This window comes from Sphingorhabdus profundilacus, assembly GCF_009769755.1.
Lineage (GTDB): Bacteria > Pseudomonadota > Alphaproteobacteria > Sphingomonadales > Sphingomonadaceae > Sphingorhabdus_B > Sphingorhabdus_B profundilacus.
Window position 1 is genome coordinate 887654 of record NZ_SDWJ01000002.1, and the last position, 20323, is coordinate 907976.

The window sequence follows — 20323 nt, forward strand, 5'->3', positions numbered from 1 at the left end:
CCGTGGGGAGGGAAACGGCAGGGATGCTTATCCCTTCAATACTTCGACCAATGTTTTGCCGAGCAGTGAAGGGGATGCCGACATGCGGATGCCCGCAGCTTCCATCGCCGCGATCTTGCTTTCCGCATCGCCCTTGCCGCCCGAAACGATTGCACCGGCATGGCCCATGCGCCGTCCGGGAGGTGCCGAGCGTCCGGCGATAAAGCCGGCCATCGGCTTTTTGCGGCCCTTTTTGGCTTCGTCGATCAGGAATTGTGCGGCTTCTTCTTCCGCGCTGCCGCCGATTTCACCGATCATGATGATCGACTTGGTGGCATCGTCGGCAAGGAAGAGTTCGAGGCAGTCGATAAAGTTGGTGCCGTTGACAGGATCGCCACCGATGCCGACGGCTGTAGTCTGGCCAAGCCCTTCGGCCGTGGTCTGGAACACGGCTTCATAGGTGAGCGTGCCCGAACGTGAGACAACGCCAACCGAACCAGCCGAGAAAATGCTGCCGGGCATGATGCCGATCTTGCATTCATTGGGAGTCAGCACGCCGGGGCAGTTCGGCCCGATCAGCCGCGATTTCGAACCCGAAAGCGCGCGCTTCACCTTGACCATGTCGAGCACCGGAATGCCTTCGGTGATGCACACGATCAGCGGAATTTCGGCGTCAATCGCTTCAAGGATCGAGTCGGCAGCAAAGGGGGGCGGAACATAGACAACTGACGCATCTGCGCCGGTCGCCTGCTTGGCTTCCAGCACGGTATCGAACATGGGCAGGCCGATATGGGTCGATCCGCCTTTGCCGGGGGTCACTCCGCCAACCATTTGCGTGCCATAAGCCAGTGCTTGTTCGGTATGAAAGGTGCCGGTTGCACCGGTCATGCCCTGCGTGATGACCTTGGTATGTTTGTTGACGAGGATGCTCATTTACTTTGTGCTCCCGTTGGGATCGATTGAACCGAAAGGTGAATGGGTTGTGGATACTGCCTCTCGCTAGGAACATTAATGTTGACGCGAAGATCGCCCGTCACCCAGTAGCCATCCGCAAAAGTATTTTTAACGACGAGCTTACCGGGCGCTCCCAGTTTAGCTGTCAAAAGCTCGGCAACGGTGGTTGCGGCGGCGAAGTCGGGTAAGTTAATGACCAAATTGCATTGCGAGCCAAACGCTTTGAAGGGCCCATAAGGTCCAGTGGTAACTGCACCACGGCTTGGCATGGCGATAAACCTACCTTTGAGACCTGCCTCGTCCCCCGACCAGATAAAGAGAGAGGCTTGATCACCGATCCATCGCTCGATTTTCGCTTCACCGGCTTTACCCAGAGCCGGAAAAACAACGTCATCGCGTTTCAACGAAATCTGCGACGCTGCCACTCTCGAACCAGCATTTTGCGGGTCCGGCATGCAAATCTTGGTAAACTCATCGACGACCTGAGCGGGCGTGAGTTTGATTGTTTCAATGCCCTGGGCAATCTCGGTTTCCCCACCTATGACCAGCGCGCGACCGTCTTTAACCGTCAGAGTCGCTGACTGGGAAAAAAGTGGTGCGTGCGACACCAGCAATATGGGTGCCCAAAAATACCGCGCGATGATCATTTAAGACTCTCGTCAATCGCCTTACACGCCACCAGCAATTCCTTCACCGCATCGACGCTGACAGCGAGATTTGCCTTGGCTTCGTCGTCGAGAGCGATCTCGACGACTTTCTCGACACCGCCTGCACCGATCACCACCGGAACACCGACATAAAGATTGTCGACGCCATATTGGCCGGTCAGGTGGACCGCGGCGGGCAGGACGCGCTTTTGATCATAAAGATAGGCTTCGGCCATTGCGATGCCGCTTGTGGCAGGCGCATAATAAGCAGAACCGGTTTTAAGGAGCGCGACAATTTCGCCGCCGCCGCTGCGGGTGCGCTGGACAATTGCATCAATGCGTTCCTGCGTCGATAGGCCCATCGCGATCAGATCGGGGACCGGAATGCCCGATACGGTCGAATATTGGATGACCGGAACCATTGTGTCGCCATGGCCGCCCAAAACAAAGGACGTCACGTCCTTGACCGAAACCTTGAATTCCTCAGCGAGGAAATGGCTAAAACGGCTGGAATCTAGAACGCCCGCCATGCCGACGACCATATGGTGCGGCAGCTGCGAAAACTCGCGCAAGGCCCAGACCATTGCGTCCAATGGGTTGGTGATGCAGATGACGAATGCGTTCGGCGCGTTGGCGGCAATGCCTTCGCCGACCGCTTTCATCACCTTCAAATTGATACCGAGAAGGTCATCGCGGCTCATGCCCGGCTTGCGCGCGACACCGGCGGTGACGATGATGACGTCAGCGCCAGCGATATCGGCATAATCATTGGTGCCAGTAATTTTTGCATCAAAACCTTCGACAGGGCCGCATTGCGACAGGTCAAGCGCCTTGCCTTGCGGGATACCTTCGACGACGTCGAAAAGGACGACATCGCCAAGGCCTTTATAAGCTGCGAGGTGGGCGAGTGTGCCGCCGATATTACCGGCACCGATAAGCGCAATTTTTTTGCGAGCCATGAAACGAAATCCTTCCCTTAAGGCCTATAGCGGAATTGACGTCGCGTTACGCCGAATCGCTGTGGATAACAACCCAATAAAGGCGACAAGTTAAGGCTTTTTCCGATAATAGTTCGCAATAGCGTTAAAGGGGGATTATCAGCCCGCCACGCGTTTCAACATCTCCATCCAGATCGGAATCTGGCCGTGAAACCCTTCGGTCCAAACCCGTTCATTGAGACCATGGGTACCTTCGCTTTGCCCGACAATGCCCCACAGGCCGCCAAAGCCGTAGACCGGGATGCCCTGCGCGCGCAGAAATGCCCCGTCGGTCGCGCCAGCCGATTGAAACGGGATGACCGGCGCATCTTTAAAACGCGTCGCGACCGCCGCGCGATAAGCATCTATAATGTCGTCGCGCAAAGGCGTGGGCGATGTTTCGGGCGTTTGGGACCCTTCAACGGCTGTGACTGTCACATCCGGGCCGGACAGTTTTTGCAATATCTGGCGCACGTCTTCGATCTTGACGCCGGGGAAAATCCGGCAATTGACGGTGGCTTCGGCCTTTTGCGGCAGGGCATTGGGGGCATGTCCGCCCGACAGCATGGTTGCAACGCAGCGCGTTCGCGTGCTGCCGCTGTCCATCGCTTCCAGCAAATCGGCGGTCTCGCGGTCTTTGGGGTCGGCTAGAAAGCGCTTCAAAAGCTCGCCATATTGACCATTATCGCCTTTTGCCAATGCAGCAAATGTGGCGCGGGTGGCATCGTTTATCATCGGTTCGAAACGGTGGTGTTCCAGCGAAGTCAGCGCATTTGCAAGTGCATAAATGGCGTTGTCGGGCCGCGGAACGCTGCTGTGGCCGCCCCGGTTGGTGGCGGTTAATTTATAATCAGCATAGGTTTTCTCGGCGATTTGCATGCCGAATGCCTCCACCCGCCCATCGGGAAAAACAGAGCCGCCGCCGGCATCGCTGTTCAGCGCATATTCGGCGTCAATCAATGCCCGCCATTCGGTTCCGGCGCGCCTGCTGCCATTGCCGCTGGTTTCTTCGTCCCCTGTAAACAAGACGATGATGTCGCGGGTGGTTTGGAACTTTTCCGCCCGTAAATATTGCAGGGCGATCAATATACCCGTCAATCCGGCCTTATTGTCATTAGACCCGCGGCCCAGATAATAGCCGCCCTCTTCACGGAATTTGAAGGGCGGATATTTCCAGTCACTTTCCTTGGCCGCAACAACGTCCATATGCGCCATCAACAATATCGGCTTCTTACCGCTCGGCTTTTCCGCAGGCCAGCGTGCGATCAGCGTTTGGGTGCCGTCATGATCCTTGACGACGACATTGTTGATCCCTGCCTTGCGGAATTCCGCCGTCAATAACGCCGTCAGCTTTTTGAATTCGGCCGTCTGTCCTTCAACCGTGGGGATTTCGACAATTTTGGCGAACAAATCACGTTCGGCCCTCAATTTCGCGTCCTGCGGCTGGGCTTGCGCTGTGGTTGCGACAAGCAACGCGGCTGCGATGGATATATAGCGAAACATTTTACTCTCCCTCAAGGCTCCGTCCGATTCCTCCCGAAATCGCCCTTGCCATTTCCTAACGCGGACCATGGCCTTCGGCCAGATAATCCTCAGACTGCATTTCGAGCAGGCGGGACACGGTGCGATCAAATTCGAACCGACCATCGCCCTGCGGATACAGTTTGTCGGGGATTGCATCCGCGCTTGCCAAAAACTTGACCCGATATTCGTAAAGCGCATCGATCAGCGTTACAAAACGGGCTGCCTCATTCCGGTTTTCAGGGCCAAGCACCGGAATGCCGACCATGATGACCGAGTGAAACCGCCGTGCAATCGCCAGATAATCCGCAGCGCCCCTGGCTTCGGCGCATAACCGCTTGAAGGAGAAGACGGCGACGCCTTTCAACGCCTTGGGCACATGAAGCGTCCGGCCGCCCCCGACATCCAGTTCCAATGCCGGAACATGGGCGCGGTCTTCGGGCGGATAGTCGGTCAAACGGAAAAAGCTTTGGGACAAGGCGGCCGTTGCCTCCGCCCCGTTGGGAACAAGCCATGTTTTGGCATCCCCCAGCCGGTCGCGACGGTAATCGACCGCGCCGTTCAGCGCGATAATGTCGAGCTTGTCCTTCACCAGTTCGATAAAGGGCAGAAAAAGCTGCCGGTTCAGGCCGTCCTTGTACAGATCGTCCGGATGGCGGTTTGACGTCGCGACAACCGTGACGCCCGCCGCAATCAAGCCGGTGAACAGCCGCGACATAATCGCCGCGTCCGCCATATTGTTGACCACCATTTCGTCAAAACACAGCAGGCGCGCCTCATCCGCCAAAGCGGCGACCAAAGGCGGTATGGGATCACCCTCTTCTTTGGCGCGCTCGACCTTCAGGCGGGCGTGGATGTCGAGCATGAACGCATGAAAGTGAACACGTCTTTTGCGCCGGATTTTTACCGATTCAAAAAATAGATCCATGAGCATCGATTTGCCGCGCCCTACACCGCCCCACATATACAATCCGCGCACAGGCTCGGGCTTTTTGCCGAGATAGCGCCAAATCGTGCTTCCACGCGGGGGTACGGCTTCGAGCTCGGTCTGGACCCGGGTCAAGGCGGATATCGCGGCTGCCTGATCGGGATCCGTCCTAAGTTCATTGGCCGCTACCAGAGCGGCATAGCGGCTATCGACCTTATCCATGCATTTCACCGCGAACAATCATCGTTGCGTGGGTTTCCGGATTGTCCCAGAAAAAGCGGCGACCCGTTCGCTGCCTTGGGTCACAATGCCCCGCATAAACAGCAAGCGGCCGGTTTCTTTCAGCAGTTCAACGTCGGCATCCAAGGGTTCGCCGATGACCCCGGCGCCGATGAACTGCACCGAAAGATCTATCGTTACGGCGGCCCCGGCCTCGATAAGACCAAACATGCGCGATGCGCCAAACATGGCGACATCGATAAAGCCCAGGGTGACACCCCCATGCACCGCATTGCGTAAATTGCTGTGGCGATGTTCGGGAAACATGCGAAGGCGGGCCTTGCCTTCGCCTTCGCTCCGCACCAGCATCTTGCCCAACACTGTGCCATTATAGCGCGAGGCGTCGGTCATCTGCCAATTTAGCCAGCCCGGATGATCGGGGTCGGGGCTGCTATCAAATGCCGGAGTTTCCAAAAGATGACCCGAGTTTAGATGTGCCGCTCGGCAACCATTTTCTTGGTTTCCGCGATGGCCTTGGCCGGATTCAGTCCCTTGGGGCAGGCGTTGGCGCAATTCATGATGGTGTGGCAGCGATAGAGGCGGAACGGATCTTCCAGCTCGTCCAACCGCTCACCAGTCATTTCATCGCGGCTGTCGGCCAACCAGCGATACGCCTGCAACAATATGGCAGGTCCCAGAAACTTGTCGCTGTTCCACCAATAGGATGGGCAGCTGGTCGAGCAGCAGGCGCACAAAATGCACTCATACAGACCATCCAGCTTGGCCCGGTCTTCGGGCGACTGCAGCCGTTCCTTGCCCGAAGGCTCGGGCGTTACGGTTTGCAGCCAGGGCTTGATCGACGCATATTGCGCGTAAAAATGCGTGAAATCGGGAACGAGGTCCTTGATCACCTCCATATGGGGCAGCGGCGTGATGGTCACTTCGCTTTTGCAGTCCTCTATCGCTGTGGTGCAGGCAAGGCCATTCTTGCCGTCGATATTCATCGAGCAGGACCCGCAAATGCCCTCGCGGCAGGAGCGGCGGAACGTCAGCGAACTGTCTTGCTCGCCCTTCATCTTGATCAGCGCGTCCAGCACCATCGGGCCGCATTGTTCGGTGTCGATTTCAAATGTGTCGTACCGCGGATTCTGTCCGCTGTCGGGGTCATAGCGATAGACCTTGAATTTCTTCACCCTGCCGGTTGTTTTTGCTTCGTGAACTGTGCCCTTTTGGACTTTGCTGTTCTTGGGAAGGAAGAAATCGGCCATATCTATATCCTGTGGAATCGAAGGGATCTGACGAGAGACCCTCCATCTTTATGTCTTCTGGTTCGTTATAGAGCCATTCGGTTAATCACAAGCCCTCAACTTCGTCGTTTATGCTTGCCTTTTTTGCAAGCGCCACGCGCAATTTGTCGATTTTACGCCCGTCCATATCGACCACTTCAAATCGCCAGCCCTGATCGACGAACGCTTCGCCTTCTTCGGGCAAATGCCGCAAGATATGCAGGACATGTCCGGCGGCGGTCGCATAATCGCGGTCATCGGGCAGGTCGATGTCCAAAATCTCTGCCATGGCATCGGCGGCCATTGCACCTGATACCAGCATGGAACCGTCCTCGAGGGTTACGATATTGGGCGCGCTTCCCTGCGCCTGATCGGACGCGAACTCACCTGCAATTGCTGCCAGCAGATCATTGGGCGTCACGATCCCCTCAAAATGCCCATATTCATCATGCACCAACAGCATGGGAACATCGGACGAACGGAGGATTTCCAGCGCATCCATTGCATCGAGCTGATCCGGTACAATCTCCGCCTTTCGCATCAGGTCACGCAAATCGAGGCGTTTGCCGCTAATCTGTGCGGCGACAATGTCGCGCGATTGGACCACGCCAATAATGTCATCACCATTTTCGCCAGTCACTGGAATGCGCGTGTGCGGGGAATTTACAAGGACATCGCGCACTTCGTCTTCGGACGCGTCGGCGGATATGCGGTCGACATCGGTGCGCGGCGTCATCACTTCGCGCACGGGCCGGTCGGCCAATCGAACGACGCCTGCGATGACCTTATGTTCATGCTCTTCAATGATGCCCGCATGGGTGGCTTCGGCAAAAACCATGCGAAGCTCTTCGGTGGTCAATGCCTCCCGGCTGTCGCGGCGCAGCCCGAGCAGGCGAAAAATCAGTGCGCTTGAACGATCAAGAAGCCACACGATCGGCGCTGTAATACGGGACAATATTTCCATCGGTCCGGCAACAATCACAGCGATTCTTTCAGGCGCGATCAGGGCGAATTGCTTGGGCACCAGTTCCCCCACGACAAGCGAGGCGTAAGTCGTAATCGAAATAACGATACCGAATCCGATGGTATCGGCCCAGTCCGCCGGAACACCGACAAAGGCCAGCCGCTGTGCCACAGGTTCGCCCAGGGTCGACCCCGAATAGGCGCCGGCAATAATCCCGATCAAGGTGATGCCTATCTGGACCGTCGATAGAAATTTCCCGGGGTCGCGGGCAAGGCGCAAAGCTGTATTGGCCCCGCGCGTGCCGCTATCTGCCATCGCCTTTAACTTGGCCGCGCGGGCCGAAACGATGGCGAGTTCCGACATCGCAAATATCCCGTTGATGGCGATGAGCACCAAGATTGTCGCGGCATCGAACCAGGGAAAGGGACTAAGGGGTTCCATAGAAAGACTTTGCCCTTAGCGGTAAATGACCGCCTCTGGCAACCAGTGACCTGACCCTTATATCGTGACGCCCTGCAATAACTTGGGTAATGCGCCGCTTTCGCCCCTTGCTTCTGCCATGAAAAACGCCTTGGCGGGGCGGGTCCGCTGGATCATGCCCATGCCCAGACGGCGGATTGCCGAGGCGGTTTTGCCGGGGACGGAAAACAGCCGGTTCAACCCGTCCGTCGACATCGCGACCAACAGTGTATCGACGCTGCGCCAACGGCTATACCGGTCCAGCAGCTGCGCGTCACCCAGATCAAGCCCGAGGCGCATACCGTCCACCAACACCTCGGCCAGCGCGGCAACGTCGCGTAAGCCCAGATTCAGGCCCTGTCCGGCGATCGGGTGGATACCATGGGCGCTGTCCCCGATCAGCACCAGCCGTTCCGCCGTGATCGATCCGGCATGGTGAAAACCCAGCTTGTAACTCGAAAGCGGCGCGGCCAGTTCAACCGTCCCCAAAAGGCCGCCCATCGCCTTTTCCAGTTCGGCGGCATAACCGCGACCTGACAACTTCATATATCCCGGAGCATCAGCCGCATCGACCGACCAGACGATGGCCGAACGGTGCCGCCCTTCTGGACTGTTCAGCATGGGTAAAACCGCAAAAGGACCCGACGGATAGAAAATTTCATAGGCGATATTGTTGTGCGGTTTTTCATGGAACACGGCGCCGACCATGGCGCTGTGCTGATATTGCCAATGCACAATTTTAATGCCCGCCTCTTCGCGGGTTTTGCTTTGCCGCCCTTCGGCCACGATCATCACCTGAGCACAAAGCGTGGTTCCATCGTCAAGGTCGACCCGCACGCCAGAGCTATTACGCGTTTTTGTAATGATTCGGGCTGGCATGTGCAATTGAATCGCGTCGCTGGCCCGTGCCGCCTCATATAAGGTCCGCCGTAAAAAACGGTTTTCGAACATCTGCCCCAAATAGCCATCTTCGGCACCGGGGACAAAGTCGAGCGAGCCGAGTTTAAGGCCGTCGCTGACCCAAATCTGTTCGATCGGGCAGCCTTTGCCGGCCAATGCGTCAGCAAGTCCGATTGCCTCAAGCATCTTCATGCTTGAACTGGAGATGGCCGAGGTGCGGCCATCAAAGCCCGGCGCGAGCATGGCGGCCTGATCTGCGTGATCGACAACATGGCTGGTGATTCCATGCCTCGCGAGGGCCAGCGCCTGTGTCAATCCGACAAGACCGCCACCAATGATGATGATATCTGCATTTTGCGTCATATCGCGCTTATGGCCCATTTGGCGGCGGGACTCAAAGGAGGATTTTGCCCGTAACGCTTGACGGGGAGTCCGGCGAAGGCGAAAAGGGGGCGTATTAACCCAATAGAGCAGTATTCGATGGCGTCGCGCATTTCCAAAATCACGTCCAAAAATAATATGGCCAATTGGCGCCAGATGATGCGCGCCTCGCTTATTCGCAGTGGGGCGCTGATGGGCGCAGGTGCGCTGGCCCTCTTTGCCTTTTTCTATGGATTTTCAGTTTTAAGCTATTCCCCCGCCGACGCGGCATTTAACAGCGCAGCGGCCAATGTTCAGCATAATTGGATGGGGCAGACAGGGGCGTATTTAGGCGATGCGGCGCTGTTCCTGTTCGGCTTACCGGCGATTTTCCTGTGCCCCTTAATGCTGATATTTGCCCGCCGCATGTGGAGGAACGTTCCGCAACCGCAATGGAAGCGCCAGTTGATTTTGTGTATTGCGGGCATGTTGTTCATGGGTTTCGGCATGGCCTATTGGCAACATGGCAGCGATATCGGCCTGCCTGCGGGATGGGGCGGCGCCATTGCCTTGTTGCTGGATCATGGAATAACGCCGCTGATCGGGCAAATTCCTGGGGCGTTAGGAAATCTGACTCGGCTTCTGACCATCATTGGCACAATGATCGGCGGAGTTATGCTGGTTATCCGCTCGCTCCAGCTTGAACGGCCCTTGTTTCGTATTCCTGCACTTTCAATCCCGAAATTCGGAAATGGCATCGGCATGATAGCCGAACGGGAAGAAGACGCCCCTGCGCCGATCTTGGAACCGAAACCCCCGCGCAAAGCGGTGGAGCCGGAGAATCGCAAACCGCCTGTGATTGACGACCGCAATGCCGCACCGAAAAAGGCGGCCTTTTCGACCGGCGCGCGGCAGGGCGATTTTTTCGGCAGCTATGCCCTTCCCTCGCTCGATCTGCTGGATCCGCCACCGGCGATATCGGCACCCAAGCTCGATAAGGCTGCGCTCGAAGCCAATGCGAGATTGCTGGAATCGGTGCTCGACGATTTTCATGTGAAGGGCCAGATCGTCGCGGTACGACCCGGGCCGGTGGTGACTATGTACGAACTGGAACCTGCGGCTGGCATCAAATCCAGCCGGGTGGTGCAACTTGCCGAGGACATTGCCCGCAATATGTCGGCATTATCCGCACGTGTTTCAACGATTCCCGGGCGCACCGTGATGGGCATCGAATTGCCCAACGCCAATCGCGAAGCCGTTGTGTTTCAGGAAATGGTCGGTTCAAGTGCCTTTGCCGACCAGAAAGGCGCTCTGCCGATCGTTTTGGGCAAGAATATTTCCGGCGACCCGGTCATCGCCGATCTCGCGCCCATGCCCCATTTGCTGGTCGCTGGTACCACCGGGTCGGGTAAGTCGGTGGGCCTGAACTGTATGATCCTTTCGCTGTTATACCGGCTGACACCAGACCAGTGCCGGATGATCATGATCGATCCGAAAATGCTCGAACTCAGCAGCTATGACGATATCCCCCACTTGCTTTCGCCGGTAGTGACGGAGCCGGCAAAAGCCATCCGCGCGCTGAAATGGGCGGTGGAACAGATGGAAGAGCGGTACCGAATGATGTCGTCATTGGGTGTCCGCAACCTTGCCAATTTCAATGAAAAAGTGCGCGCAGCCTCGGCAAAGGGCGCGCCTTTGGGACGCAAGGTCCAGATCGGCTATGATCCGATGACCGGCCAGCCCCAATATGAAGAAGAGCAATTGGCCTATGAACCCATGCCGCAAATTGTCATCATCGTCGACGAGCTGGCCGATCTGATGATGACGGCGGGTAAGGAAGTCGAATTCCTGATCCAGCGGCTGGCGCAAAAGGCGCGGGCGGCGGGGATCCATTTGATCATGGCGACGCAGCGGCCATCGGTGGATGTTATCACCGGCGTTATCAAAGCGAATTTGCCCACGCGCATTTCTTTCCATGTGACTTCGAAAATCGACAGCCGCACGATTTTGGGGGAACAGGGCGCTGAACAGCTATTGGGCAAGGGTGACATGCTCTATATGGCAGGCGGGCGCGGCTTGACGCGTATTCATGGGCCCTTTGTCTCCGACGATGAAGTGCGGCGCGTTGCCGATCACTGGCGCGGTCAAGGGCAACCCGAATATATCCAGGCCGTCACAGAGGAGCCCGAAGATGGCAGCTTCGATTTTGGTGGCATGGCGGGCGACGACAGTGAGGAGGATTCGCAATACCGAAAGGCATGCCAGATCGTCTTTGAAAGTCAAAAGGCATCGACCAGCTGGATTCAACGGCAATTGCGGATCGGTTATAACAGCGCGGCGCGGCTGATTGACCGGATGGAAGAGGATGGCTTTATCAGTGGGCCAAACCATATCGGTCGTCGTGAAGTATTGCGCGACCGGAACGGTGAACCATTATAAGTGTTAAGACGAGGTTCAACGCCAATACGCGAATCCGAGCCGCACTTCCCCATTGGATAAAAATTATGACTTTTGGAAAATATGCCCTGATGCTTGCGCCGGTCGCACTGGTACTGACTGTACCCGGGTCGGCCCAAAACAGCCCGGCCAGAATGGATCAGGTTGTCGCGCATATGAAAGCCGTCAGCACGATGACGTCCACATTCACACAAACCGACCGGCGCGGCGGGACGCTTTCGGGTAAATTGCTGCTCAAGCGCCCGGGCCATGTTCGATTCGAATATCAAAAGGATGTGCCATTGCTGATTGTCGGCGATGGCAAGGCACTGACCATGGTTGATTATGAAGTGCGTCAGGTTCAACGTTGGCCTATCCGCAACAGTCCGCTCGCCGCTTTGCTTGATCCTGGTCAGGATTTACGGCGCTTTGGGAAAATTGTCGAAACATCCACCAATGATGTCATCAGCGTTGCAGTGCGAGACCCCAAACGCCCGGAATTTGGCGTCATCACGATGGTTTTTGTTCGCAAAGCAGACGCACCGGGGGGATTGACCCTGAATGGGTGGGTCGCGCTTGATTCGAAAAACAACCGCTCGACAATCCGACTCGCTGATGTGAAATATAACGATAATATCCCAAGTTCAGCTTTTACATGGAAGGATCCCCGCCCTGTGCGGCGTAAATCATGACATGGGCGACGAAGCGATGCTGGGCCCCGACCAATTGCCAAACTGAACAGCCTTGTTCATCTGGCTGACAGGAATGTCATTGTATAAATTTCCTATCAACAGCCGGTAGTTCGTGTGGTTTTCCCCCTGTTGCCCACGACGATAAAGCTGGCGTTGATATCCGCGTGACGAACGCAAGCTTAGCCCTCATCCCAAATGCCCCCGGGATGAGGGCTTTGCTTTTTCCGTCTCAATTTTCATCCGTCCCTTGCCCCGGACCGTTCCTCCTTCTAGGGCCTTAAAGCTATGTCACAGACAATCCGCATCGCTTCGTGGAACATCAATTCGGTCCGGGCCCGGATCGACATAGTCGAACGCTATTTGAAAGAAGAAGCGCCGGACGTTTTGTGCCTGCAGGAAACCAAAGTCATCGACGGTCTTTTTCCGGAAGGGCTGTTCCGGCAATTGGGCTATCGCCACATGATGATTAACGGGCAACCGATGCACCATGGTGTCGCCATCGTCAGCAAGGTTCCATTGATCCATCGAAAGGTGGAGGATTGGCAGGCCAATGGCGAAGCGCGGCATATTAGCGCCGAATTGAATCTGGAATCAGCCAAGGGTATCCGTCTGGACAATGTGTATATCCCGGCAGGCGGCGATATTCCAGATCGGGAGGCCAACCCGAAATTCGGCCAGAAACTCGATTTTCTGACCCGGATGAAAGACTGGTCGCAAAGCGTGAAAACGCCGACCATCCTGACCGGAGATTTCAATGTGGCCCCGCTTGAAAATGATGTCTGGAGCCACAGGCAACTGGTCAATGTGGTCAGCCATACCCGAATCGAATGCGAACATCTTGCAGCAATCAGGGATGCGGGCAATTGGGTCGATATTGCCCGACATTTTGTGGATCCGTCGCAAAAACTCTACACATGGTGGAGCTACCGCGCGCAGGATTGGGAAACGTCGGACCGTGGCCGCCGTCTTGACCATATGTGGGTCACGCCCGACCTGACCGCCAAGGCGAAAGCCCATATTGTGCACAAACATGTCCGGGGCTGGGGCAAGCCATCGGACCATGCGCCGATCGTAACGGAATTTGCTTTTTGAATAGCGACCTTTCTTCCGGTGGCGACCCGAAGCGCGCAGCGCGCGCCATCGATGCGTTAAGGCGCGGCTGGTCCATTCGAATCGAGCATGAAGGTGAAATCATTCGCATTGCCGCGGTCGAAACCGCTGTTTCGGTCCTAGGTGCCTCGAGCCTGCTTTTATCGGCAAGCCGGGCAGCGACGCTCAAGCTTGTGAATCAGCGCGCCGCAGCTAACACTGAATTACCCGTCCGCATCGCGATTCCTGCGGATTTTGACATTGGCATGGCGTTGGCGATTGCCGACCCGACGCTTGATCTGCGCTATCCTTTAAAGGGTCCTTTTTTGGCGCAACCGGCGACCGGCGCGCCTGCATGTGTTGCCGCGATGGAATTGGCGCGGTTGGCTGGTCTGCTGCCGGCATTTCTGGTTTTGGATGTCGATCTATCGACCGATGACATAGTGGTACCGGCCGATGTTTGCGCCTTTGACGACAGCGATAACCTGCAGATTGCCGCGCGGGCTAATTTACCGGTTGCGGCCAATGCCGACACCGAAATAGTCGCATTCCGTTCGCCGGCCGATTCAACGGATCATGTTGCGCTGGTGATAGGCAAACGAGACAGTTCGCCGCCTGTTGTCCGTTTGCACAGCGAATGTCTGACAGGTGACGTTCTTGGCAGCCTGAAATGCGATTGCGGCCCGCAACTGCATGAGGCACTGCACCAGATATCCGACGCCCAATGGGGCATATTGCTCTATTTGCGTCAGGAAGGGCGGGGCATCGGCTTGATCAACAAATTGCGCGCCTATGCCTTGCAAGACCAAGGGTTTGATACCGTTGACGCCAATACCCGGCTGGGTTTTGCCATAGATGCGCGCGATTTTTCGGTGGCTGCCCGAATGCTTGACCTGTTGGGCGTACATTCGGTGCGCCTGCTCACCAATAATCCGGAAAAAGTGGCCGGGCTGCAAGCCGAGGGTGTGGAGGTTTGCGAACGGCTCCCGCTGCAAATCGCCTCTAACCCGCATAATGCCCAATATCTCGCTACCAAACGTGACCGGACGGGGCACGCACTTTAGCTATTCACGGCCTAAAGACCGGTAGGTTCATCCGGTTCGGGTTGGGCGTCAACGGGTCGGCGGCCGATCGCTTTGTCGATGAACTCTTCATCCAATTGTTCGGATCGAATGCCATCGGGAAGGCCGGGGTCGTCGACCGAAGGGACGCCCTCTATCGGGTTGCCATTTTCATCGAGTATCAAAGGCTCGCCATCTTCGCCCAACAATAATTCTTCTTCCTCCAGCCTTTCGGGGAAGGTCACTTCGGTGGCGAATTGTTCGACAGGCCGATTGGCGACCGCAACGCGCATAAAGGCAGCCCAGGCCTGAGCTGGCGCCCGCCCGCCTTCCAATCCGCCGACGGCGCGGGCATTATCCCTGCCCATCCAAACGCCGGTTGTCAGCCCGCTCGAAAAACCGAGAAACCAGCCATCCTTGTTGCTGCTGGTGGTGCCGGTTTTGCCAGCTGCCGGTCGTCCGATATTGGCCGCCCTGCCGGTGCCGGTTGCTACCGCAGTTTGCATCAGGTCAGTCATACCTGCTGCGACCCATTCTTCGACCAGCTGGATCGATTTCTGCGGCTTGGCGGAGTAGATGACATCACCGTCAATCGTTGTGACCTTGGAAATGCCATATGGCGTAATGCTGCGCCCTTTGGCCGCGACTGCGGCAAAGGCGCGGGTCATGTCAATCACCCTCGCTTCGGATGTTCCCAATACCATTGAAGGCTGCGTATTGATTGGCGTCGTGATACCGAAACGCTTGGCCATGTTGGCGATACTGCTGGTGCCCACTTCTTCACCAATTTTTGCAGCAACAGTGTTTTTTGAATAGGCGAACGCGGTTCGGAGCGTGATCTCGCCGGCATAGCTGCCACCGCTATTCCTGGGTTGCCATCCCTCGATCTCCACAGGTTCATCCACAACCTTATCCTCAGGCCGATAGCCCGATTCCAAAGCGGTAAGATACACAAATAACTTCCATGCTGACCCTGGTTGCCGCACGGCAGTCACGGCGCGGTTATAATTGCTGGTGACATAATCGGTCCCGCCAACCATCGCCTTGACCGCGCCATCACGATCAATCGCGACGAGCGCGCCTTGCGTCCCCTTTGGTGCATTGGCGACAATTGCCGCCGTTGCCGCCCGCTGCATTTTCAGGTCCAATGTCGTCCAGACATCAATCGGTTTTTCGGTTTCGTCAATCAGACCATCAAGCTGGGGCAGCACCCAGTCTGTGAAATAGCGAACACTATCCTGTGGTGGTTCCGATGCGATCTTGACCTGTGCCGGTTTGACCGCCGCCGCCTGTGCCGCGGTAATCATCCCTGCGTCCTGCATGACCTCGACCACGACTTCGGCGCGATCCAGTGCGGCCCTTGCATCGGCCGTAGGCGAATAGCGTGAAGGGGCTTTTACCAGTCCGGCGATAATGGCTGCCTCGGCCAGAGAGAGGTCCTCTGCGCCATGATCAAAGAATTTACGGCTCGCGGCGTCCACGCCATAAGCCCCGCCGCCGAAATACACCTTGTTCAAATAGAGTTCGAGTATCTGCTCTTTGGAAAATTTGGTTTCCATCGCCAAAGCAAGGATGATCTCGCGGATTTTTCGTCCGAATTCCTTGTTGCTGTTCAAATATATGTTGCGCGCCAATTGCTGGGTGATGGTCGATCCACCTTGTGTCCAGCGACCTTCAATGGCCCGGACATAGAAGGATCTGGTGATGCCGATGGGATCGACGCCGGGATGCATATAATAACGGCGATCCTCGACCGCGACCATCGCCTCTTTCATTTCTTTAGGCAACTGCTTGAATGTCAGCCATCGGCCAAAACTTGGTCCAAGCGATTGTATGACTGTCCCGTCTGCGGCGCGGATGCGGATCATCTGGCCATTGGGGGACGCCTTCAAGTCTTCAAAACTGTCGATTTCCCCGCGTGCAATGGCGACAAATATACCAACGACCATCAAACCAAGAAGAAAGCCGCCTATGCCGATTTTGAAAAGGCGGGCGATCCATGTCATGAACGATCCGCGTCCGCTATTGGGTGTATATGCACGTGCCATTGGCCAGCGTGTTAATGCCAATGCGATTCGCCGACAAGGACCAAGTTATTCCGGATCGAATTCAAGTGCCGCGCTGTTGATACAATAGCGTAGACCAGTCGGGCCGGGGCCGTCGGGGAAAACATGGCCCAAATGCCCTTCGCACGCGGCGCAGCGGACTTCGGTACGGATCATGCCGTGCGATACGTCGCGATGTTCCTCAACGACAAGAGGATCGGCAGGTGCTGTAAAGCTTGGCCAGCCTGACCCGCTGTCAAATTTGGTATCGGATATGAACAATGCGGTCCCGCATCCGGCGCACCGAAATTCGCCTTCGCGCTTCTCGTCGGTCAATTTGCCCGCAAATGCACGTTCTGTGCCTGCTTCCCGCAGGACATGATATTGCACAGGGTCAAGCTCCGCTCGCCATTCGGCATCGGTTTTGTCAATTTTTTTCATCTTTCAGGGCCTTTCAGATACAGGATATGGTGGGTCATGACGCGCGATCAAGGGGCCGATTTAACCTGTCCTTTACCATGAAGCCGTTATGGTGAACAAGCTATGACAGGACCAGGTCATAAGTTACGCGCTTTGGCGGCGTTGGGGCTTTTACCGTTGCTTTTGGCGGCGGGGGAGGGGCCTTGCCTGCTGTGCAAAGCGACAGATGGTGCAACTGATAAAAGTACCGGACATGACATTCCGCTCTCTATCGAAATCACAACCAAGCTGGATTTCAGCCGTGCCGCCCTTTCGCATTCAGGTGGCGGCCAGATTGAGGTTGATCCCAGCAATGGCAGTCGGCGGATGAATGGAGGAATTGTCGACCTGGGCGGCTCGGCGCTTGCAGGAACCGCAATAGTTCGCGGCGAACCAGGGCGTTTGGTCCGAATAGATATGCCTACAACTGCCCGCATGACGTCATCAACGGGCGGGTTGGTTGAAATAGCCGACTTGCGAACAAGTCTGATCGGTAATTCCCGTCTTGATCAGCAAGGCCGTCTCGATTTCTCGTTCGGCGGCAAATTGATAATCCGAGGTAACGCCTCAGGAACCTTTCGTGCGCGAATACCGATCACCGCCCAATATGAATAAGCGCCGGTAAAATCATGCTTTAAACACGCTCTCCAAACAAAGCTGTACCAATCCGAATATGGGTCGCGCCAAGCATGATGGCTGTTTCGAAGTCGCCCGACATGCCCATGCTTAAACCGGTAAGGCCGTGGCGGGCGGCCAAATTTTCCAGCAGCGCGAAAAAGGGGGCAGGTTCAACCTCTGCTGGCGGCAGGCACATCAGGCCTGCTATTTTGATATTTTCATTTTTGGCCAATTCAAGCATTTCAGGCAGCGCATCAATGTCGCAACCACCCTTTTGATCTTCTGCACCAATGTTAACTTGAATAAAACAAGGGATGTGTCGCCCTTGATCGCGCATGGCTTTACCCAACGCGGTTACCAATGAAGGCCGGTCAAGCGAATGAATGACATCAAAAAGCAACACAGCCTCTTGCGCCTTATTCGATTGCAACTGTCCAATAAGATGGAGTTGAATGTCGGCGTGGCGCGCCTTCATCTCCGGCCATTTGCCCGCAGCCTCTTGTATCCGGTTTTCTCCGAAAACGTGTTGCCCTGATGCAATAAGCGGCTCAATTTCCTCAATCGTGCGCGTTTTTGAAACCGCGATAAGCGTCACATGTCGCGCATCACGATTTGCAACTTTTGCGGCCGCCGCCATTTGCGATTTGATTTCGACCAGACGTTGATTTGGATTTTCAGCTGTTGCTTGCATGACGCAGCGCTATAGGCAAATGGATGCGCCGCCGCCACCCCCTTCCAAAAATCTGGTTGATGACTGACCCGCGTTTTGGCGGCAAATTGCTGGCGGCGGTTCGTAAACTGCCCTTTGGCTCGGGTGTGATTTTTCGCCATTATGCGCTGGAAGTAAAGCAAAGGCGCGCCTTGTTTCGGCAGATCACACATATTTGCCGTCAACGCGGTCATCTTGTCCTGCTTGCGGGCAATCAGCGAGACGCCATGCGCTGGCATGCGGATGGTTTTCACCAGAGAAGCGTCAACCGTTCCGCTATGTTGCAAAGCGCCGCCGTTCATGACTGGCGCGAATTGGCGCGCGCCCGGCGCTATAACTGCGAAATGATTTTGGTTTCACCGATATTTTCTACGAAAAGCCACCCTGACGCGCGCCCGATGGGATTGCCAATGTTGAACAGAATAGCAGCGCGCGCCGGTGGCGCAAAAGTCATCGCATTGGGCGGTGTTACCCGTCAAAAAGCAGGTATGTTAAATCCACGCCTTGTCCACGGATGGGCTGCAATAGACGGGCTAAAGCCGTAAACACCCAAAGTTTGCTGTAAAATTTTTTGAATTTACCGACTAGAAGCGGATTTTGGTGCCAACATACACTGCTTCATTGTCTTTGCGGTTATCAGTGATCGGCATCGCACGGTCATTTTCACTGGTATAGCGAACACCTGCGGTCAGGTCGATCTTCCGACTGATTGAGAAGCTGCCGCCAACATCCAACTTATAGTCGCCAGTTGACGCACTACCGCGCGCAGGTGGAGCAGCTTCCTTATGCTGATCAAGCTTGATATTGGCGCTAAACTTGCCCGTTTTCTTTGCGCTATCCTCAAGCCGGAAATTACCCCGGCCAAGTTCGCCCAGCGGTGTTACTGCAGATAATTTAGGTGCAGTCGTCAAAGTGAAGCCCTGCCATCCTTTGGCGGCAGTCAAACGATAGTCGATGGTAGAGAGGCGCAAAGCCTTGCCAGCGCCTGGCTCAGTTGCGGCAATGGCGCTACGAACCGAAACGGCTCCAGCTGTCAAACGTGAATTTGCGCGCGCGGCAACGATGATCGTGCGATTGCGATTTGCGTCCCTGCCGGCAAGCGTGAAGGGAAAACGGCTATTATCGGCAGCTGTTGGCTCGGCAAATTTCCCTGCCAGCCGACTGTCGACGCCGGCGGGCGTGAATGTATTCAGCCAGTCATTTGATGGAAGGCTGGACTTCACCATTGCGTCGGCCGCAAAAGCCGGCACAACCAAAGGCGATAGGGCAAGCGACCCCGACGCAAGCAATGCAGCTGCAAAAACGGCGTTTTTTCGCCAGAAAGGCTTAGTTGCGGACATGATCGCGCGAAAACGACTCCTATTCGCACTACGTATAGACATGATTCACAAATTTCGAAAGGCCAGTTACCAAAGTTTCTTTCTAACAATGCAATTTTTCCCAATATGTTGCCCGTTGTCCACAAACCGAAATCCTGACCGGCCCGACCCGGTCATTCATCACCTCCGGTTCAGCAGCCAGAAAGCTTGCTCAAGCCAGCAAGGCGCTATAGAGGTTTCTTACTTTTCCATCGTTCAAGGACTTATTATGCGTATCTCTCGCTCGGCAATCATTCTCGCCTCCGGCTCATTGCTGCTGTCTGCCTGTGGCGGCGTCATGCGTCCGAAAGCCGATCTTGCCGCAAGTCAGGTGACTACCATCGGGGTGAACAGCTATCTGTGGCGGGCGTCGCTGGATGCATTATCGTTTATGCCCCTGGTGCAAACCGATTCGGCGGGCGGCGTGATTGTGACCGACTGGTATGTAAACCCGCAAAGCCCGGGCGAACGAATCAAATTGACGATTTCAATATTGGATCAGGATCTGCGCGCTGATGCGCTGCGGGTGGCGGGCAGCCGTGAGATATCGCAAAATGGCCAGTGGGTCGCCGCGCCACTACGCGCCGCTACGGTTCAGAAAATGGAAGCGATTATTCTCACCAAGGCCCGCGATTTGCGCCGTACTGCCATTAGCGGATAAT

20 protein-coding genes are annotated in these 20323 nt (G+C 56.0%); 7 read left to right on the top strand and 13 right to left on the bottom strand.

Features of this window, described 5'->3' with window-relative positions:
- Positions 1–27: 27 nt before the first annotated feature.
- The 9 genes from sucD to EUU23_RS12040 all read right to left on the bottom strand — a co-directional run bounded on the left by sucD (position 28) and on the right by EUU23_RS12040 (position 9197).
- On the bottom strand, positions 28–912 hold the full coding sequence (gene sucD, locus EUU23_RS12000; RefSeq protein WP_158901469.1) for a succinate--CoA ligase subunit alpha: 885 nt from the start codon (positions 910–912) through the stop codon (positions 28–30).
- The gene (locus EUU23_RS12005; RefSeq protein WP_160354319.1) at positions 909–1580 is read right to left on the bottom strand and encodes a hypothetical protein; all 672 of its coding nucleotides are present in this window, start codon (positions 1578–1580) and stop codon (positions 909–911) included. The genes sucD and EUU23_RS12005 overlap by 4 nt, the downstream gene beginning before the upstream one ends.
- The gene (mdh, locus tag EUU23_RS12010) at positions 1577–2539 is read right to left on the bottom strand and encodes a malate dehydrogenase (protein WP_160354320.1); all 963 of its coding nucleotides are present in this window, start codon (positions 2537–2539) and stop codon (positions 1577–1579) included. The genes EUU23_RS12005 and mdh overlap by 4 nt, the downstream gene beginning before the upstream one ends.
- A gap of 138 nt (positions 2540–2677) precedes the next feature.
- Entirely contained in the window at positions 2678–4060 is a 1383-nt protein-coding gene (locus EUU23_RS12015) for a M20/M25/M40 family metallo-hydrolase (protein ID WP_160354321.1), read from the bottom strand.
- Between the two features lie 55 nt (positions 4061–4115).
- Positions 4116–5228 (bottom strand): cell division protein ZapE, encoded by a 1113-nt coding sequence (gene zapE / locus EUU23_RS12020; protein WP_160354322.1) that lies wholly within the window; start codon positions 5226–5228, stop codon positions 4116–4118.
- An 18-nt stretch (positions 5229–5246) separates the two neighbouring features.
- Positions 5247–5699 carry a PaaI family thioesterase gene (locus tag EUU23_RS12025; protein ID WP_343032720.1) on the bottom strand — a complete coding sequence of 151 codons (453 nt, stop codon included), beginning with the start codon at positions 5697–5699 and terminating at the stop codon, positions 5247–5249.
- A 14-nt stretch (positions 5700–5713) separates the two neighbouring features.
- Positions 5714–6493 carry a succinate dehydrogenase iron-sulfur subunit gene (locus EUU23_RS12030; protein ID WP_160354323.1) on the bottom strand — a complete coding sequence of 260 codons (780 nt, stop codon included), beginning with the start codon at positions 6491–6493 and terminating at the stop codon, positions 5714–5716.
- A gap of 85 nt (positions 6494–6578) precedes the next feature.
- Positions 6579–7916 (bottom strand): hemolysin family protein, encoded by a 1338-nt coding sequence (locus EUU23_RS12035; protein WP_160354324.1) that lies wholly within the window; start codon positions 7914–7916, stop codon positions 6579–6581.
- A gap of 57 nt (positions 7917–7973) precedes the next feature.
- The gene (locus EUU23_RS12040) at positions 7974–9197 is read right to left on the bottom strand and encodes an FAD-dependent monooxygenase (protein ID WP_160354325.1); all 1224 of its coding nucleotides are present in this window, start codon (positions 9195–9197) and stop codon (positions 7974–7976) included.
- Positions 9198–9314: 117 nt separating this feature from the next.
- Between EUU23_RS12040 and EUU23_RS12045 the strand changes: the two genes are divergently transcribed.
- From EUU23_RS12045 to ribA, 4 genes are all read left to right on the top strand, one after another.
- Complete coding sequence (locus tag EUU23_RS12045; protein ID WP_160354326.1) at positions 9315–11633, top strand: FtsK/SpoIIIE family DNA translocase; 2319 nt, start codon at positions 9315–9317, stop codon at positions 11631–11633.
- A 65-nt stretch (positions 11634–11698) separates the two neighbouring features.
- On the top strand, positions 11699–12322 hold the full coding sequence (locus tag EUU23_RS12050) for a LolA family protein (RefSeq protein WP_160354327.1): 624 nt from the start codon (positions 11699–11701) through the stop codon (positions 12320–12322).
- A 285-nt stretch (positions 12323–12607) separates the two neighbouring features.
- Positions 12608–13414, top strand: a complete 807-nt coding sequence (gene xth, locus EUU23_RS12055; RefSeq protein WP_160354328.1) for an exodeoxyribonuclease III — start codon at positions 12608–12610, stop codon at positions 13412–13414.
- Positions 13411–14475 carry a GTP cyclohydrolase II gene (gene ribA / locus EUU23_RS12060; RefSeq protein ID WP_246156446.1) on the top strand — a complete coding sequence of 355 codons (1065 nt, stop codon included), beginning with the start codon at positions 13411–13413 and terminating at the stop codon, positions 14473–14475. The genes xth and ribA overlap by 4 nt, the downstream gene beginning before the upstream one ends.
- Before the next feature lie 11 nt (positions 14476–14486).
- Here the strand turns inward: ribA and EUU23_RS12065 are convergent, their stop codons facing one another.
- Entirely contained in the window at positions 14487–16520 is a 2034-nt protein-coding gene (locus EUU23_RS12065; protein ID WP_160354329.1) for a transglycosylase domain-containing protein, read from the bottom strand.
- Between the two features lie 45 nt (positions 16521–16565).
- Positions 16566–16958: a peptide-methionine (R)-S-oxide reductase MsrB gene (msrB, locus tag EUU23_RS12070; protein ID WP_160354330.1), complete on the bottom strand. Its 393-nt coding sequence runs from the start codon at positions 16956–16958 to the stop codon at positions 16566–16568.
- Between the two features lie 102 nt (positions 16959–17060).
- Between msrB and EUU23_RS12075 the strand changes: the two genes are divergently transcribed.
- The gene (locus tag EUU23_RS12075; protein WP_160354331.1) at positions 17061–17591 is read left to right on the top strand and encodes a DUF4402 domain-containing protein; all 531 of its coding nucleotides are present in this window, start codon (positions 17061–17063) and stop codon (positions 17589–17591) included.
- Between the two features lie 19 nt (positions 17592–17610).
- On the opposite strand, the gene EUU23_RS12080 is transcribed toward EUU23_RS12075, so the two are convergent.
- Positions 17611–18285: a YggS family pyridoxal phosphate-dependent enzyme gene (locus tag EUU23_RS12080; RefSeq protein ID WP_160354332.1), complete on the bottom strand. Its 675-nt coding sequence runs from the start codon at positions 18283–18285 to the stop codon at positions 17611–17613.
- Positions 18286–18344: 59 nt separating this feature from the next.
- Here EUU23_RS12080 and EUU23_RS12085 point away from each other — a divergent pair, with 59 nt between their 5' ends.
- Positions 18345–18848 carry a thiamine phosphate synthase gene (locus EUU23_RS12085; RefSeq protein ID WP_246156447.1) on the top strand — a complete coding sequence of 168 codons (504 nt, stop codon included), beginning with the start codon at positions 18345–18347 and terminating at the stop codon, positions 18846–18848.
- Between the two features lie 39 nt (positions 18849–18887).
- Here EUU23_RS12085 and EUU23_RS12090 read toward each other — a convergent pair whose 3' ends face one another.
- Positions 18888–19643, bottom strand: coding sequence for a hypothetical protein (locus EUU23_RS12090; RefSeq protein ID WP_160354334.1), 756 nt, complete (start codon positions 19641–19643; stop codon positions 18888–18890).
- Positions 19644–19890: 247 nt separating this feature from the next.
- On the opposite strand from EUU23_RS12090, the gene EUU23_RS12095 reads away from it, so the two are divergent.
- Positions 19891–20322, top strand: coding sequence for a DUF3576 domain-containing protein (locus tag EUU23_RS12095; protein ID WP_160354335.1), 432 nt, complete (start codon positions 19891–19893; stop codon positions 20320–20322).
- Position 20323: the final 1 nt, after the last annotated feature.